Raw genomic sequence first — 16,401 nt, forward strand, 5'->3', positions numbered from 1 at the left:
CACAAAATCCATCATTAGCCACACTAATCATAATTTCTAATTATTTATTATCGGTCTTTACAGCGATATCTTTAGCGCCTAAAGTTAATCAATCATATGATTAACTTTATAGCGTGAAATGAAACCATCAACAAAGCCATCAGATACGCCGATGACTTCTCGCGGCGAGCAAGCGAAGCAAGCACTGATCGACTCCGCTATTGCCTTGTTTGGTGAGCGAGGGTTGGAAGGTGCCACAACACGCGATATTGCCTTAAACGCGGGGCAAAACATTGCCGCGATTACCTACTACTTTCAGTCCAAAGAGGGGCTTTATCTCGCCGTAGCTCGTTGGATCAGCGACTTTATCACTCAGGCTTTCGCCCCTCTACAGCAAGAGTGTTCACTATTTCTTTTACAGAAAGACCCCAAACCTAATGCGTATTTAGCTTTCATTCATCGAGGGCTTGCTATCTTTTGCCACCTGATGACACAGCCAGAAACGCTGCACCTCAGCCAAATTATGTCACGTGAGCAGTTGGCCCCCACCGCTGCCTATCCACTGATACATCAGCAATGCATCGCGCCACTGCATCGGCTCATGACGCAGTTAGTCGCAGGTTACAGTGGCCTCCCTGCAGATAGCGCAGTGACAACGCTGCATACCCATGCATTGTTAGGCGAAGTGCTGGCTTTTCGTATGGCGCGTGAAACGATCCGCATTCAGGCTGGCTGGGAGTCAATCGGCCCCGAGCAGGCAGACCTGATTAATCAAGTTTTACAACAACATATTGATTTACTTCTGAACGGATTGCGTATGACTTATTCGTCAACGGCGCAATCGACTACGGATGGGATGAGTGATGAATAACAAAAAGCTCGTTGGAGTCGTTGCAGTTTTAGTCATTATCGCGCTGGTGATTGGCGGCATTTATTACTACCGCAGCCAAGAGGATCGGGATTTAACGCTGTACGGTAACGTGGATATTCGTACCGTTAACCTTGGTTTTCGCGTTAGCGGTCGTTTAGCCTCACTGGCCGTGGATGAAGGCGACACCGTCACCCCCGGTGCGCTATTAGGGAAACTCGATGATGCCCCATTCATTAACTCGCTTAATGAAGCCAAAGCTAACGTGGCCGCCGCGCAGGCTCAGCTCGATTTGCTGCTGGCGGGATACCGTACGGAAGAAATCGCTCAAGCTCGTGCAGCGGTGGCACAACAACAGGCGGCGTTCAGCTACGCCGACAGCTACTTAAAGCGTCAGCAAGGCTTATGGGCCAGCAAAGCCACTTCTGCCAATGATTTAGAAGACGCGAAAACAGCACGCAATCAAGCATTAGCCAATCTGCAAGCTGCCAAAGATAAGCTGTCTCAGTACGAGACGGGGAATCGCCCGCAGGAAATCGAACAGGCGCAGGCTACTTTAGCGCAGGCACAAGCGGCAGCCGATCAGGCTGAGCTAAATCTAAAAGACACCCAGCTTTTTGCACCTTCCACCGGCACCGTTCTCACCCGCGCCGTTGAACCTGGCACCATGCTGGCCTCCGGCAGCACCGTATTCAGCGTGTCACTCACCCGTCCGGTGTGGATCCGTGCCTATGTCAGCGAAGAAAACCTTAGCCGGGCGATACCCGGAACCGAGATTGAAATTTACACCGATGGCCGCCCAGATAAGCCTTATCACGGCAAAATTGGTTTTGTTTCACCCACCGCCGAGTTCACGCCGAAAAGCGTCGAAACGCCAGAATTACGCACCTCGCTGGTCTATCGCCTACGCGTCATTGTGACCGACGCCGATGACAGCTTGCGCCAAGGCATGCCTGTGACCTTACGTTTTAACGATAACGGTGCCAAACGCTAAGGGATGTGATGATGAGTGCGCAACATGAAATCGTGCTCGACGGCGTAGAAAAGCGTTTTGCGGGCATGGATCAACCGGCGGTCGCGAGTCTCTCCACGCGCATCGCCAGTGGCGCAGTGATGGGGCTGGTTGGCCCCGACGGCGCAGGAAAAACCACGCTGATCCGCATGTTGGCTGGCTTGTTAAAGCCCAGCGCGGGCACGGTGAGCGTGGTGGGTTTAGATCCGCTGACGCAAGACAGCGAATTACACGCCATTTTGGGCTATATGCCGCAAAAATTTGGCCTGTATGAAGACCTTACCGTTATCGAAAACCTGACCCTATACGCAGATTTACGCGGCGTTATCGGCGAAGAGCGGCGCAAAACCTTTGAGCGCCTGCTTAAGTTTACCGATTTAACCCGCTTTACCGAACGCTTGGCGGGCAAGCTGTCAGGCGGCATGAAGCAAAAATTAGGGTTAGCCTGTACGCTGGTCGGCGAGCCTAAGGTTTTATTGCTGGATGAGCCGGGCGTTGGCGTCGACCCGATTTCTCGACGCGAGCTGTGGCGTATGGTGCATGAACTGGCCGATGAAGGGATGCTAATCCTTTGGAGCACCTCCTATCTCGATGAGGCCGAACAGTGCCGCGAAGTTTTGCTCATGAACGAAGGTAAACTGCTCTATAGCGGTGCCCCGCAGCAGTTAACCCAACGCATGGCTGGGCGCACCATTTTGCTGCGCGCCAAAAATATCTCACATCGAAAACTACTCCAGCGCGCTATCTGCTTACCTTCTGTTAGCGACGGCGTGATCCAAGGCAAGTATCTGCGCCTTATTCTCAAAGATAACGCCGATCACCACGCGTTGTTACTTGATTTAGACCAGCCGGACGCCGAATTGCTGGAGGCTGAACCTCGCTTTGAAGATGCCTTTATCGATCTGTTAGGCGGCGGGCCGGATCACGAATCTGAGCTGGCAAAAATAATGCCGCAGGTGAAAGTTGATCCCAACGAAACCGTGATTGAAGCGCAGCAGCTTACCAAAAAATTTGGTGATTTTGCCGCTACCGATCACGTTGATTTTCAAGTTAAACGCGGCGAAATTTTTGGTTTACTGGGGCCAAACGGCGCGGGTAAATCCACCACCTTTAAAATGATGTGTGCCCTTCTCAAACCCACCAGCGGTAAAGCGCTGGTGTTGGGTATGGATCTGAAAACAGACTCCGGGCGTGCTCGCCAGCATCTTGGCTATATGGCGCAGAAATTCTCGCTCTATGGCAACCTCACGGTGGCGCAAAACCTGAAGTTTTTCTCCGGCGTTTACGGTCTGAAAGGGAAACAGCAGAAGGAAAAAATTGAGGGCATGGTTAACGCGTTTAACTTCACCCCCATTTTGAATCAAACGCCGGACTCTTTACCGCTCGGTTTTAAACAGCGGCTGGCGCTGGCCTGCTCGCTGATGCATGAACCAGACATCCTGTTTTTGGATGAACCAACGTCGGGCGTCGATCCCCTCACCCGTCGAGAATTTTGGCTGCATATCAACGGCATGGTGGATAAAGGTGTCACCGTGATGGTCACCACGCACTTTATGGATGAAGCGGAATACTGCGATCGTATCGGGTTGGTCTATCGTGGGAAAATCATTGCTGCAGGTTCACCCGATCAGCTAAAACACAGCGTCGCTAACGATGACAATCCAAATCCGACCATGGAGCAGGCGTTTATTGAGCTGGTTCAGGGCTACGACAAGGAGCAAACGGCATGAGTGAAAGCGCCAACAGTATTCACTTTTCGTGGCGGCGATTGCGCGCCCTGTGCCGCAAAGAAACGGCTCAGATCCTGCGCGATCCCAGCAGCGCGCTGATTGCGGTGGTGATCCCTCTGTTATTGCTGTTTATTTTTGGCTACGGCATCAATCTGGATTCCAGCAAACTGCACGTGGGTATTTTGATGGAGCAGCAGTCAGAAGACGCTCGCGATCTCACCAATACGTTTCTTGGCTCGCCGTATATTGCCGCTACGGTCAGCGATAACCGACAGGCGCTGATCCAGCAAATGCAGGCGGGTAAAATTCGTGGGCTTATCGTCATCCCGGTTGATTTCTCTGAACAACTGGCTCGTCTGCAGGGAAAATCTCCGATTCAGGTGATTACCGACGGCAGTGAGCCAAATACGGCAAACTTCGTCCAAGGCTACGCGGAAGGCATTTGGCAAATATGGTTACAGCAGCGCGCCGTTGATAAAGGGGGCGAATTCAAGCCGCTTATCGATGTGCAGCTACGCTATTGGTTTAACCCTGCCGCCATTAGCCAGCACTTTATTATTCCCGGAGCGATAACCATTATTATGACGGTTATCGGCGCCATCCTGACATCGCTGGTCATCGCCCGCGAGTGGGAACGGGGCACGATGGAGGCGCTGCTTTCTACTCAAGTAACGCGCACGGAATTACTGCTGTCAAAACTGCTGCCGTATTACGTATTGGGCCTGCTGGCTATGACGCTGTGCATGGTGGTTGCCGTTTTTGTGATGGGGGTGCCTTACCGAGGGTCACTACTGATTTTATTCGTGATGACGACGCTGTTTCTCGCCAGCACCCTCGGGATGGGACTGCTTATCTCTACGATCACCCGTAATCAGTTTAATGCGGCAATGGTGGCTCTTAACGCGGGATTCCTGCCTGCCGTTATGCTTTCAGGGTTCATCTTTGAAATTGACAGTATGCCAGCCATTGTTCAGGCCGTGACCTATGTGATCCCCGCCCGCTACTTTGTGAGCACCCTACAAACGCTATTCTTAGCCGGTAATATCGGCAGCGTGCTGATGGTTAACCTGCTGTTTTTAATTATTTCCGCCGTGGTCTTTATTGGACTTACCGCGTGGAAAACCAAGCGCCGACTGGATTGAGGATTTTTCATGTTCTATAGGCTGTGGACATTAATCATTAAAGAACTTCAATCGCTGCTGCGCGATCCCCAAACTCGCGCCATCTTGATCATGCCGGTCATTTTGCAAGTGGTGCTGTTTCCTTTTGCCGCAACGCTAGATGTCACCAACGCCAGCATCGCGATCTATAGCGAAGATACCGGCCAGTCGTCGATAGAGCTCACCCAGCGCTTCGCCAAGGCCGAAGCCTTTACCAACGTAATACTGCTGCACAGCCCGCAAGAGATTGCACCGACGATTGATAACCAAAAAGCGCTGCTGTTAATCCGTTTTCCTGCCAATTTCTCACGCGATATTTTGTCCGGCCATCAGGCGCCGTTACAGATAGTTTTGGATGGACGCAGCTCCAACAGCGCGCAAATCGCGGCAAACTATGTTCAGCAGATTGTCCGTGACTATCAACAAGAGCTTATCAGCGGACAGCCTGTATCCACTCACGATTTGGCCCAGAGAAACTCCGAGCTGGTTATTCGCAACTGGTACAACCCCAATCTGGATTACAAATGGTTTGTGGTGCCGTCGCTGATTGCCATGATCACCACCATCGGCGTGTTAATTGTAACGTCGCTGTCGGTGGCACGCGAACGTGAACAGGGAACGCTAGAACAGCTGTTAGTTTCACCGCTGAATACCTGGCAGATATTCGTTGGCAAAGCCATTCCCGCCCTGATTGTCGCCACGTTTCAGGCTACTGTAGTATTGCTGATCGGAATTTTTGCCTACCAAATTCCGTTTGCCGGTTCCCTTTTGCTGTTTTACTTCACCATGCTGATCTACGGGCTTTCGTTGGTCGGTTTTGGCCTACTGATTTCATCGCTATGCTCAACGCAGCAGCAGGCATTTATTGGCGTATTTGTGTTTATGATGCCCGCAATCTTGCTGTCCGGTTACGTATCGCCGGTGGAAAATATGCCGGTTTGGCTGCAAAACCTGACGTGGATAAATCCAGTTCGGCACTTCACCGATATCACCAAAGAGCTCTATTTGAAGGATGTGAGCTTCGATATTATCTGGCACAGCCTATGGCCGCTTCTGGTGATTACCTTAACCACCGGCAGCGCCGCCTACGCAATGTTCAGGCGCAAGATTGCGTAGCGAGCTAAATCCACCGCGAGCGTAGCCAACGCATAAGCAGCTTCAAGGATGAAAAGTATCCCCAAAATAATTGGAGCGGCTTGAAGGCGGCAAGTGAGCAAATCCCAATGAGCTTACTTTAGTAAGTGATTTGGGTGCGCGAGCGTAGCCAACGTATAAGCAGCTTCAAGTATGGAAAGTATCCCCAAAATAATTGGAGCGGCTTGAAGGCGGCAAGTGAGCAAATCCCAATGAGCTTACTTTAGTAAGTGATTTGGGTGCGCGAGCGTAGCCAACGCATAAGCAGCTTCAAGTATGAAGGGGATAAGGACTCTTGCTATACTGCGGCATACCATCTTTGCCGCAGGCGCAATGTCATCATCTTAGATAGGGTTAGATCAGCATCATGTTAAGTTCGAAGGAATCATCTAATAGTGCCGATGCCTCTCTTTCTGGGATCACGCGCAGCTATATGCTGTTTATTTTTCTGCTGGTTATGGCTAATTTGCTCTACGGCTATAACTATGTGAATGCCTACATTAACAGCAAGCAAACTATGCTAGCGACGGTTGCCGATCAGCTGCAAAAGCGTATCGAGACCTACCGTTTTGTGACCTATCAGGTGTATGACAACCTTTCGGCCTCTAATTCTGTCCAACTGCCCTCTCCGGTCAACGAGGTTCGGTTACGTCCTGATATCTATCTATTGGAAAAGAGCCGCCATAAAACCGACGCACTGATTTTTGGTCAGCATGATGCTAGCACCAGCGATTTAGCGCTGCGCATGTCAAACTATCTCGATATTTTATGGGGCGCAGAAACTGAAACCTATTCCATGTATTACCTGAACGGGCAGGATAATAGCCTGATTTTGGTCTCGACAATGCCGATGAAAGATCTGTCTGCGCGTTATAAAGAGGGATATTTGGGTAACGTGGTCGAGTCCCGTAAAACTGAAATGCTGCAACAGTCTAATTCACTAGATGAACGCGAAGGCTTCTCAGGGTTGCGCAAGTTCCGTTTCCTGAATTCTTACTATTTCACCTTGCGTACCACTTTTAATAACCCTGGGCATTTAGCTACCGTCGTGGCTTTTGATCTGCCTGTCGGCGATATTTTGCCGCGCGATTTGCCCGTTCAACGTTTCTTGATCACTGAAAATCCTGAATCACCATCAGAATTGATGTCGCGTGAAGAACTGCCAGAGGCTTTCTCTACGCTGAGATGGCCGTGGTTAACGATCAGCGCCCCGCTGTATAACACGCCGCTGAAGATTGATTTCAATATCCCGATGACAACGCTCACCGTGGATATGCTGAGGAATAATTTCTGGCTGGTGCTGATTAATTTATTGGTGCTCGTTCTGTCATTTACCGGTTTTTATTTCGTGCGTCACCAATATATTCGTCCGGGAAAACGCATGGCTGCGCAGCTCAGCGCCCAGCAGGAAATGAATCAGGAAATTATTACCCATTTACCAATTGGCCTGCTGATTTATCGTTTCGACACCGATACCGTGGTTGCCAGCAATAAAATTGCCGATCATCTGTTGCCGCACCTTAGCCTGAGCAAAATTGCTAGCATGGCTCAAGAACATCAGGGTCGAATTCAGGCAACGGTCAACAATGAAATGTATGAAATTCAGATGGTGCGCAGCCAGCAGAATATTAAATCTGCCCTGTTCCTAATGCGCGATCTGGATAAAGAAATGATGGTCAGCAAAAAGCTAAAACAGGCGCAGAGTGAATATGAGAAAAATCTGACCGCACGCAAAATCATGACCACCAATTTAAGCCGCGAGCTTAATGCGCCGATGAGTAATATTCAGCAATTAGTCGCTGACATTCAAAATAATAAAGATGATCCTCGTCTGCTAGATTTATTGTTGGGCGAAACACGTCATGCACAGGCTTTGATCGATGAAATTACGCTGCTCACCGAAATTGAAAATCGGGACTGGCGTCCGGTGACCGAAACATTCAACCTTAACAAACGTATTGATGAGCTGCTAAAACGCAGCTTGCCTGAACTGCGCCGCAAAGGGCTAACGCTTATCAATCACACCGATATCGATCCAGATAAAGAGTTTATCGGTGATATTCGTTCGCTAGAACAAGTGCTTTCCATGCTGCTGCACTATTCCATTATTACCACGGTGTATGGAAAAATTACTCTCAAAGTGACGCAGAAACCTGAGTCTCCTGACCACATTTGTTTTGAGCTCAGCGATACCGGCACCGGCGTATCCAATAAAGAGATCAATGGATTGCGCTATCCAAATCTCGGTGAGCCGCAAAGCGATCGCTTCGCCAGAGGCTCGGGAATGACTTACTATCTGTGCGCCCAGCTGTGCAAACGTATGAGCGGCAGATTGGATATTCAAAGCAAAGACGATATCGGAACGCGTTATAGCTTTAGCTGCATCATGCATCCGGTGGAACATCCAGAAGAAGAGTCGGAGAAGCTGCTGGACGGGATCACCGCCTATCTGCAAATCACCTCCGATGAAATTCGCAGCCTGATTATGCATAAGCTTGCCGCTTTTGGTGCCGCGTCCATCATTGCCGACGGCCGCGATGCCAACGAAGAATATGATATTACGCTGACCGATGCTCCAGAGAATGCAGAAGATTACACCCTGCTGCTGGTCTCTGATATTGACGGTTTTGAAGAATACGCGCCGCATCGCATTAAGGCTAACTTCAACCTCACCGAGCCGCTCATTGACGCCATTTTGCTGCTGATTGAGCAACAGATTGCGGTCACAGAATCGCCAATCGATGCGGAATATGCTGAAAATGCAGATCCTTCATCTGATGGCTCTCCTTTTAAATCAAAGGATTACTTTTCTCTGTTTATGGAAACAGTACCGGAAGATGTACAGAAACTGTATACTGAAGCCGAACAGAGTGATTTATCCCCGCTTTCTCTGACTGCACACCGACTTAAAGGTGTTTTTGCCATGCTTAATATCCCCACCGGCAAAACTCTATGTGAACAGTTAGAACTCGCCATTAAAGAAAGCGATGTAACAAATATAAAGATTTTGATCAGTCAGATTGATACTTTTGTCAGCCGACTGCTTCTACTAGGTAGCCAACAACATGAATAACCTAAATGTAATTATTGCTGATGACCATCCAATTGTCCTATTCGGTATTAGGAAGTCACTTGAACAAATCGAATGGGTTAACGTTGTCGGGGAATTTGAAGACTCAACGGCATTAATCAATAGCTTATCTAAGCTGGATGCGAATGTACTGATCACCGATCTTTCCATGCCGGGCGACAAATACGGCGATGGCATCACCTTGATTAAATATATCAAGCGCCATTATCCGCACCTGTCCATTATTGTTCTGACCATGAACAATAACCCTGCTATTTTAAGTGCGGTTCTGGAATTGGATATTGAAGGGATTGTTCTTAAGCAAGGCGCGCCGGCTGATTTACCGAAAGCGCTGGCTGCATTGCAGAAAGGTAAGAAATTTACCCCAGAAAGCGTGTCCAAACTGCTGGAAAAAATTAGCGCCAGCGGCTACGGTGACAAACGCTTATCACCAAAAGAAAGCGAAGTCCTGCGCTTATTCGCCGAAGGTTTCTTAGTAACAGAAATTGCTAAAAAGCTGAATCGCAGCATTAAAACCATCAGTAGCCAGAAGAAATCGGCCATGCTGAAACTGGGCGTTGATAACGACATTGCGCTGCTGAACTATCTTTCTTCCGTCAATATTATGTCGGTAGATAAAGACTAAGTTATTGCTGTATTACCCCCTCCCAGCCTCCCCCTTGTCAGGGGGAGGAGCATTCTGCACTCAACATCAACATTGAGCGCCGTACGGCTCCCTCCCCTGATAAGGGGAGGGTTGGGGTGGGGTATTAAACCCCTTTGTCTCTTCCCTTCCTCACTACCTCAGCAAAATGATGCAGCGATTTTTGTAACTCTTCCAGTGTCACCGGCTTCGACAAACAGCTGTCCATTCCAACCTGAATACAGCGCTCCCGCTCTTCCGCCAGCGCGTTAGCCGTCACGCCAATAATTGGCGCGGTGCGGCCCTGCTGACGCAGACGCGCAGTGAGCTGGTAACCATCCATGTTTGGCATGTTAACGTCAGTAAGCACGATGTCGGCTTGCTGTTTCGCTAATGCGCCTAACGCATCCAAACCATCGCTCGCGGTTGACACCGACTGATAGCCTAATGAAATCAGCTGATCGGCCAGTAAACGACGGTTGATCGGATGATCGTCGACGATAAGAATATGCACATCGCTGTAATCTTTGACTTCAATAGGGCCATTATCTTCAGAAAGATCGGGGAGTAATGCCGTGTCTTCTGGCACAAAGATGCGGCGTAGAATACTCAACAATTCTAGCGGTGCCGCCGTGCTGAGCACCCATGAGCCATCCTCTTTGCGTTTCGCATGGCCTAAATACTCTGCGGATAGGCGGATGTGGGTCTTAACCGGAGTACTCAGAGTAACGTCATGATCTGAAATCAAAATCCCCTGCTCATCGCAATGTTCGCTGGCGCTGCATAGACGAACATCCGCACCGGCCATGGTCAGGAGTTTCAGCAGATAAGCTTCCAAGCGCGCATTGTGGATCTCAAGCCAAACGGTTTTTTGTGCTAGTGCGGCAATTTCAGGCGCTGATTCCACTGCCTGATACATCGGAATACGTACGGTAAATATGCTGCCCATTCCCGGCTCCGATTCCACGGCAATGTCGCCATCCATCAGACTGACCAGTTTTTCACAGATGGCCAGCCCCAGACCGGTTCCTTGGAAATGGCGTTGCACGCCGGTGCCTACTTGGAAGAATGGATCGAACAGCTTCATCACATCGCGGAATGGGATACCCAAGCCTGTATCACGTACGCGGAACTCAAGATAGAAATCCTGTACCCGCACCTGAAGGATAATGCAGCCGGTATCGGTAAATTTGATCGCGTTGCTCAGCAAGTTCGACAGCACCTGCTGAATACGCATGATATCGCCAGAAACGGAATCTGGCACTTCTGGCTCAATAAAGCAGTACATCGCCAAGCGCTTGCGAACCACCAGCGGCAAGTAGTTGCCGATGATATGCGGGATCACCTTACGCGGCTCAAAGGTTCCCGGCTCTATTTTGAGCTGTTCGGATTCGATCTTGGAGAAATCAAGAATATCGCTGATGATTTTAAGCAACAGCCCCGAGGAGTTACTCATCGCCGCCAGCAGACGCTGGGTTTCTTCCGGCAGAGACTTAGTTTGCAGCAGGTCGAGATTACCAATGATGCCATACAACGGGGTTCTCAGCTCATGGCTGACCGTCGCCAAGAACATTGATTTCGACTGGCTGGCCTGCTCGGCGGCATTGGCGAGCTCTTGCAATGACTCTTCAATTTTAACGCGCGCACTCACGTCGATCATGACGCAAATCGCCACATCCTCATTGCGATAGCGGGAATGAACAAAGCTAATTTGTAGATTCTGATTCTGGCTGGTGATGACGTCGACCACGCTGCTGGGTTGCTCGCAGATAATGCGCGTAATCCGGTGGCGGTCTTCAGAGGTAAACAGGCTGATATAATTATGCGCCAGTTCATTACTCAGAATATTGCTACCGTCTTTAATTCGCAGAATACAAATGCCCACCGGCGCGGAGGCGACAATTTTACGGTTAAATTGCTCATGTTCCTCAAGACGAAACGCATTATTTTCTGCCGGAGAAAACATTTTTCGCTCAAATAACCACGTCAATACACACAGAATAAGCGCGCTGATTAAGTTTAGGATCACCGCATTAATCAGGAGTAAATTAAAACGTTCGAGCAATACGCTGGTCGGCAGTGAATAGACAATGCTTAATCCCGACGGGCTCAGTTTCTTTTTCAGCAACAGGGTGTCATAGCCGCTGTTATAGCCAAAATAGTTATCGTCGTTCGGAATACCTGAAAGGGCGGGTTGCTCACCGCCGTTTTCAGTGTAGGTCATTAATACGTCATTATTTTCATTCAGCAATGTGACGCCTACCGGCAGCGTAGAAGGATTAGTAAAATCCTCTAAGCGAATGTTTTGCTCGGTGCCTAGCAGTGCTTCCAGCTTGTTGGCGATGTAAACCGGCGTAATAACATAAAGCGCCCCCACGTCATTTTGAGTACCAGGGATCACCCAGAACAGCGTGTGTTCTTTCTCTTTATTATTGCTGTTTTGGAACATCAAAATCCGCTGATGCAGATTGCGGAACACATTGCTTTGGTCAAGTGGCGTATTACGAATGCCAAAATCAGCCAGACACAAGCTTTCACCACCGATAAAGAAGATTCGGTTTAAGTCATATGCGGCAACGAAATTCTCTTTCCAATAATTAATGAAATTACTCAGCGACTCTAACGAGTTCTGGTAATTATCGCTCAGTAGCTGGCAGTCTGACTCAGGAAAAATCGGCGTCAGCGGTGGGAGCGTATTCTTTCCACTGAATACGCCGTTGATCATATCTAGCCCAGTCACAGACCAGCTCAGTCGATTTTCCGCAATATAGCGGATATCCCGCATGATGCTTGAGGAGTGCTTGATCACCCCCTGCGCCTGATCAAAATTCAGGTTAAAGTCTTGGCGGATGTCCGACTCTTTCTCATGAAATTCATTGAGAATATAAAACGTGGTCAGCAAAGCGCCCAAGATCCACAGCATCAGCGCCAGCGATCGGAATAGATAGCGTGAAATTCGCAGCGTTGTTCGGAAAGAGGCTAGATATTTCAAAGGATTACCATAGCAGAAAACGGACTGTTAAACGAAAGGCCTACATTCAAGTATCACACTAGTCACTAGAGATAAAAAAAGCCAGTACAAACATCTGCACTGGCTTTTTATCGAGTCAACGAAACGCTAGTAATTAGGCGTTTTCGTCGCCCTCTTCATCATCAGACTCTGACGCATCATCAACGCTTTCAGCATCGTCAACGACATCAGCAACATCGCCGTCAACCGCCGCATTCTCTTCGCCATCGAGAACTTCATCATCCTCTTCTGGTTCAGCAACGCGCTGCAAGCCAACAACGTGTTCGTCTTCGGCGGTGCGGATCAGCGTAACACCTTGGGTGTTACGACCAACAACGCTCACCTCAGCAACGCGGGTACGTACCAACGTGCCAGCATCGGTGATCATCATAATCTGATCGCATTCGTCGACCTGAACAGCACCAACCACGTTACCATTACGCTCGCTGACCTTGATAGAGATAACCCCCTGAGTCGCACGGGACTTGGTCGGGTACTCTGCAACGCCGGTACGCTTACCGTAGCCATTTTCGGTCACGGTCAGAATATCGCCTTCGCCACGAGGAATGATCAGTGATACAACGCGGTCTTCACCGTTGAGGTTGATACCACGTACGCCCGTTGCGGTACGGCCCATAGAACGCACTTGGCTTTCTGGGAAACGCACCACTTTACCGGCCGCAGAGAACAGCATCACTTCGTTGCTGCCGTCGGTCAGATCAACACCAATCAGCTCATCGCCTTCGTTCAGATTCACGGCAATAATACCCGCGCTGCGAGGACGGCTGAAATCGGTCAGCGCCGTTTTCTTCACGGTACCGCTCGCGGTTGCCATGAAGACGTGACGACCTTCTTCGTATTCACGCACCGGAAGAATGGCGGTAATACGTTCGTTGGCTTCCAGCGGCAGCAGGTTGATGATCGGACGACCACGCGCACCACGGCTCGCTTCAGGCAACTGGTAGACCTTCATCCAGTACAAACGACCACGGCTTGAGAAGCACAGAATAGTGTCATGCGTATTGGCCACCAGCAGGCGGTCAATGAAGTCTTCTTCTTTAATACGGGCGGCTGACTTACCTTTACCACCGCGACGCTGTGCTTCGTAGTCGGTCAGAGGCTGGTATTTCACATAGCCCTGATGCGACAAGGTCACCACTACGTCTTCCTGCGAAATCAAATCTTCGATGTTGATATCCGCAGTATTTTCAGTAATTTCGGTACGACGCGCATCGCCAAACTGGTCACGGACCGCGATCAGCTCTTCGCGAATCACTTCCATCAGGCGATCTGGACTTTCCAGAATGAAGATCAGCGCAGCGATCTGCTCTAACAGATCTTTGTATTCGTCGAGCAGTTTTTCATGCTCAAGACCGGTCAGTTTCTGCAAACGCAGATCCAGAATGGCCTGAGCCTGCTGTTCAGTCAGATAGTAATGACCGTCACGAATACCGAATTCTGGCTCCAACCATTCAGGGCGCGCAGCGTTATCACCGGCACGTTCCAGCATCGCTGCAACGGTGCCCAGCTCCCAACCGCGTGCAACCAGCAGCGCTTTCGCTTCTGCAGGGTTTGGCGCACGGCGGATAAGCTCAATGATTGGGTCGATATTCGACAACGCAATCGCCAAACCTTCCAAGATGTGCGCACGATCGCGAGCTTTGCGCAGTTCAAAGATGGTACGACGCGTGACAACTTCGCGACGGTGGCGAACGAATGCCTGTAGGCAATCTTTCAGCGTCAGCAGTTTAGGCTGTCCCTGATGCAGCGCCACCATGTTGATACCAAACGTCACCTGCATTTGCGTCAGTGAGTACAGGTGGTTCAGAACCACTTCGCCCACGGCGTCACGTTTGATTTCAATAACAATACGCATACCGTCTTTATCAGACTCATCGCGCAGGGCGCTGATGCCTTCCAGACGTTTTTCTTTAACCAACTCGGCAATTTTCTCGATCAGGCGAGCTTTGTTCACCTGATAAGGAATTTCATGCACGATGATGGTTTCGCGGCCGGTTTTTTCGTCCGCTTCAACTTCGGCTTTGGCACGGATATACACCTTGCCGCGCCCAGTGCGATACGCTTCCTCAATACCACGGCGACCGTTGATGATCGCGGCAGTTGGGAAATCCGGGCCAGGGATATGCTGCATCAGGCCTTCAACCGTAATGTTTTCGTCATCAATATAGGCCAAGCAGCCATTGATCACTTCATTCAGGTTGTGTGGAGGAATATTGGTTGCCATACCTACGGCGATACCGGAAGAACCGTTCACCAGCAGGTTTGGAACTTTGGTTGGCAACACCGCTGGGATTTGCTCGGTGCCGTCATAGTTAGGCACGAAATCAACGGTCTCTTTTTCCAGATCCGCTAACAGTTCGTGAGCAATTTTGGACATACGGATTTCGGTATAACGCATTGCTGCGGCGGAGTCGCCATCAACAGAACCGAAGTTACCCTGTCCATCAACCAACATGTAACGCAGCGAGAACGGCTGAGCCATACGAACGATAGTATCGTATACCGCGCTATCACCATGTGGATGGTATTTACCGATAACGTCCCCGACGATACGGGCCGATTTTTTATATGCTTTATTCCAGTCATTGCCCAATACATTCATCGCGAACAGAACGCGACGGTGAACTGGCTTCAGTCCATCACGAACATCCGGCAGCGCACGCCCGACGATAACGGACATGGCGTAATCCAGATACGAGTTTTTCAACTCTTCTTCGATGTTGACCGGCGTAATCTCTCTGGCAAGGTCGCTCATGGAGCTGCTATCCCTCTACTGACTTCTGATGATTCATCTGCTGCCGCTACCCTAACAGACACCCTTGGGTATATTCATCGAATAGATCAAAGCGCATACACGATGACAAAGACCGCGAATTATATCATAAAGCCGGATTTAGTGCGAAACCCTGTGCGCTTTTCAATGCACGGCGGAATTAACCTCATTGAGCCAAGAATCTGTATAATCCACAGCAGTACTTTTCTCAAAAAATTATTTTCGGGTGAATGATTCACGCCACCAGAAATATCTTAGAAGGAGTGTTCGGTGTCTGAACAAAACGTAGACCATCAGGAAATTGCTAAATTTGAAGCCGTGGCATCGCGCTGGTGGGATCTCGAAGGGGAATTTAAACCCCTGCACCGTATTAACCCTCTGCGCCTGAACTATATCCAGCAACGCGCCGACGGTGTATTTGGTAAGAAAATCCTCGATGTTGGCTGCGGCGGCGGCATTCTGGCCGAAAGCATGGCGCGCGAGGGCGCCGATGTCACCGGCTTAGACATGGGCGCGGAGCCCTTACAGGTCGCGCGTTTGCATTCACTGGAAACCGGCATCAAAGTCACCTACGTTCAAGAAACCGTTGAGCAGCACGCCGACGAGCATGCGAGTCTCTACGATATTGTCACCTGCATGGAAATGCTGGAACACGTTCCCGATCCGCGCTCCGTGGTGTTGGCATGCGCCAAGCTGGTAAAACCCGGCGGACACGTTTTCTTCTCGACGATTAATCGCAATAACAAAGCCTGGCTAATGGCGGTTATTGGTGCTGAATACGTATTGAAAATGGTGCCAAAGGGAACTCACGATGTGAAAAAATTCATTCGCCCTGCTGAGTTAATCGGTTGGATCGATGAAACCCCGCTGCGCGAACGCAATATGATTGGCCTGCATTACAACCCGTTAACGGATAAGTTCAAGCTGGCACCGAACGTGGATGTGAATTATATGGTGCATACGGTGTGTGAGGAGTAACTCTTACTACCTTCATCAACAAC

Annotated in this window: 10 protein-coding genes; 8 read left to right on the forward strand and 2 right to left on the reverse strand. The window is 49.8% G+C overall.

All coding sequences use genetic code 11. The features are described 5' to 3' along the window. Positions 1-118 precede the first annotated feature (118 nt). The 7 genes from U0008_RS13350 to rcsB all read left to right on the forward strand — a co-directional run bounded on the left by U0008_RS13350 (position 119) and on the right by rcsB (position 9,599). Positions 119-850 carry a CerR family C-terminal domain-containing protein gene (locus U0008_RS13350; RefSeq protein WP_043494006.1) on the forward strand — a complete coding sequence of 244 codons (732 nt, stop codon included), beginning with the start codon at positions 119-121 and terminating at the stop codon, positions 848-850. Next, positions 843-1,841, forward strand: a complete 999-nt coding sequence (gene hlyD / locus U0008_RS13355; RefSeq protein WP_025798050.1) for a secretion protein HlyD — start codon at positions 843-845, stop codon at positions 1,839-1,841. The genes U0008_RS13350 and hlyD overlap by 8 nt, the downstream gene beginning before the upstream one ends. A gap of 8 nt (positions 1,842-1,849) precedes the next feature. Next, positions 1,850-3,589 carry an ATP-binding cassette domain-containing protein gene (locus U0008_RS13360; protein WP_111329771.1) on the forward strand — a complete coding sequence of 580 codons (1,740 nt, stop codon included), beginning with the start codon at positions 1,850-1,852 and terminating at the stop codon, positions 3,587-3,589. Beyond that, entirely contained in the window at positions 3,586-4,731 is a 1,146-nt protein-coding gene (locus U0008_RS13365) for an ABC transporter permease (protein WP_043494011.1), read from the forward strand. Before U0008_RS13360 ends, U0008_RS13365 begins: the two co-directional genes overlap by 4 nt. 9 nt (positions 4,732-4,740) lie before the next feature. Then, complete coding sequence (locus U0008_RS13370; RefSeq protein WP_043494014.1) at positions 4,741-5,865, forward strand: ABC transporter permease; 1,125 nt, start codon at positions 4,741-4,743, stop codon at positions 5,863-5,865. Between the two features lie 385 nt (positions 5,866-6,250). Further along, positions 6,251-8,956, forward strand: coding sequence for a phosphotransferase RcsD (gene rcsD, locus U0008_RS13375; protein ID WP_043495721.1), 2,706 nt, complete (start codon positions 6,251-6,253; stop codon positions 8,954-8,956). Then, positions 8,949-9,599 (forward strand): response regulator transcription factor RcsB, encoded by a 651-nt coding sequence (gene rcsB / locus U0008_RS13380; protein ID WP_025798039.1) that lies wholly within the window; start codon positions 8,949-8,951, stop codon positions 9,597-9,599. Before rcsD ends, rcsB begins: the two co-directional genes overlap by 8 nt. A 124-nt stretch (positions 9,600-9,723) precedes the next feature. On the opposite strand, the gene rcsC is transcribed toward rcsB, so the two are convergent. Both rcsC and gyrA read right to left on the reverse strand, forming a co-directional pair. Further along, positions 9,724-12,588, reverse strand: a complete 2,865-nt coding sequence (gene rcsC, locus U0008_RS13385; RefSeq protein WP_111329774.1) for a two-component system sensor histidine kinase RcsC — start codon at positions 12,586-12,588, stop codon at positions 9,724-9,726. Between the two features lie 133 nt (positions 12,589-12,721). Further along, complete coding sequence (gyrA, locus tag U0008_RS13390) at positions 12,722-15,382, reverse strand: DNA topoisomerase (ATP-hydrolyzing) subunit A (protein WP_043494023.1); 2,661 nt, start codon at positions 15,380-15,382, stop codon at positions 12,722-12,724. Positions 15,383-15,670: 288 nt separating this feature from the next. On the opposite strand from gyrA, the gene ubiG reads away from it, so the two are divergent. Further along, entirely contained in the window at positions 15,671-16,378 is a 708-nt protein-coding gene (gene ubiG, locus U0008_RS13395; RefSeq protein ID WP_043494025.1) for a bifunctional 2-polyprenyl-6-hydroxyphenol methylase/3-demethylubiquinol 3-O-methyltransferase UbiG, read from the forward strand. The last annotated feature ends 23 nt before the right edge of the window (positions 16,379-16,401 follow it).

Origin of the sequence: Hafnia alvei (genome assembly GCF_034424155.1) — a bacterium.
GTDB classification, from domain to species: Bacteria; Pseudomonadota; Gammaproteobacteria; order Enterobacterales; family Enterobacteriaceae; genus Hafnia; species Hafnia alvei.

Coding starts and splice junctions, on each gene's coding strand:
- U0008_RS13350 (WP_043494006.1), top strand. CDS start 119: ATGAAACCATCAACAAAGCCATCAGATACGCCGATGACTTCTCGCGGC.
- hlyD (WP_025798050.1), top strand. CDS start 843: ATGAATAACAAAAAGCTCGTTGGAGTCGTTGCAGTTTTAGTCATTATC.
- U0008_RS13360 (WP_111329771.1), top strand. CDS start 1,850: ATGATGAGTGCGCAACATGAAATCGTGCTCGACGGCGTAGAAAAGCGT.
- U0008_RS13365 (WP_043494011.1), top strand. CDS start 3,586: ATGAGTGAAAGCGCCAACAGTATTCACTTTTCGTGGCGGCGATTGCGC.
- U0008_RS13370 (WP_043494014.1), top strand. CDS start 4,741: ATGTTCTATAGGCTGTGGACATTAATCATTAAAGAACTTCAATCGCTG.
- rcsD (WP_043495721.1), top strand. CDS start 6,251: ATGTTAAGTTCGAAGGAATCATCTAATAGTGCCGATGCCTCTCTTTCT.
- rcsB (WP_025798039.1), top strand. CDS start 8,949: ATGAATAACCTAAATGTAATTATTGCTGATGACCATCCAATTGTCCTA.
- gyrA (WP_043494023.1), bottom strand. CDS start 15,382: ATGAGCGACCTTGCCAGAGAGATTACGCCGGTCAACATCGAAGAAGAG.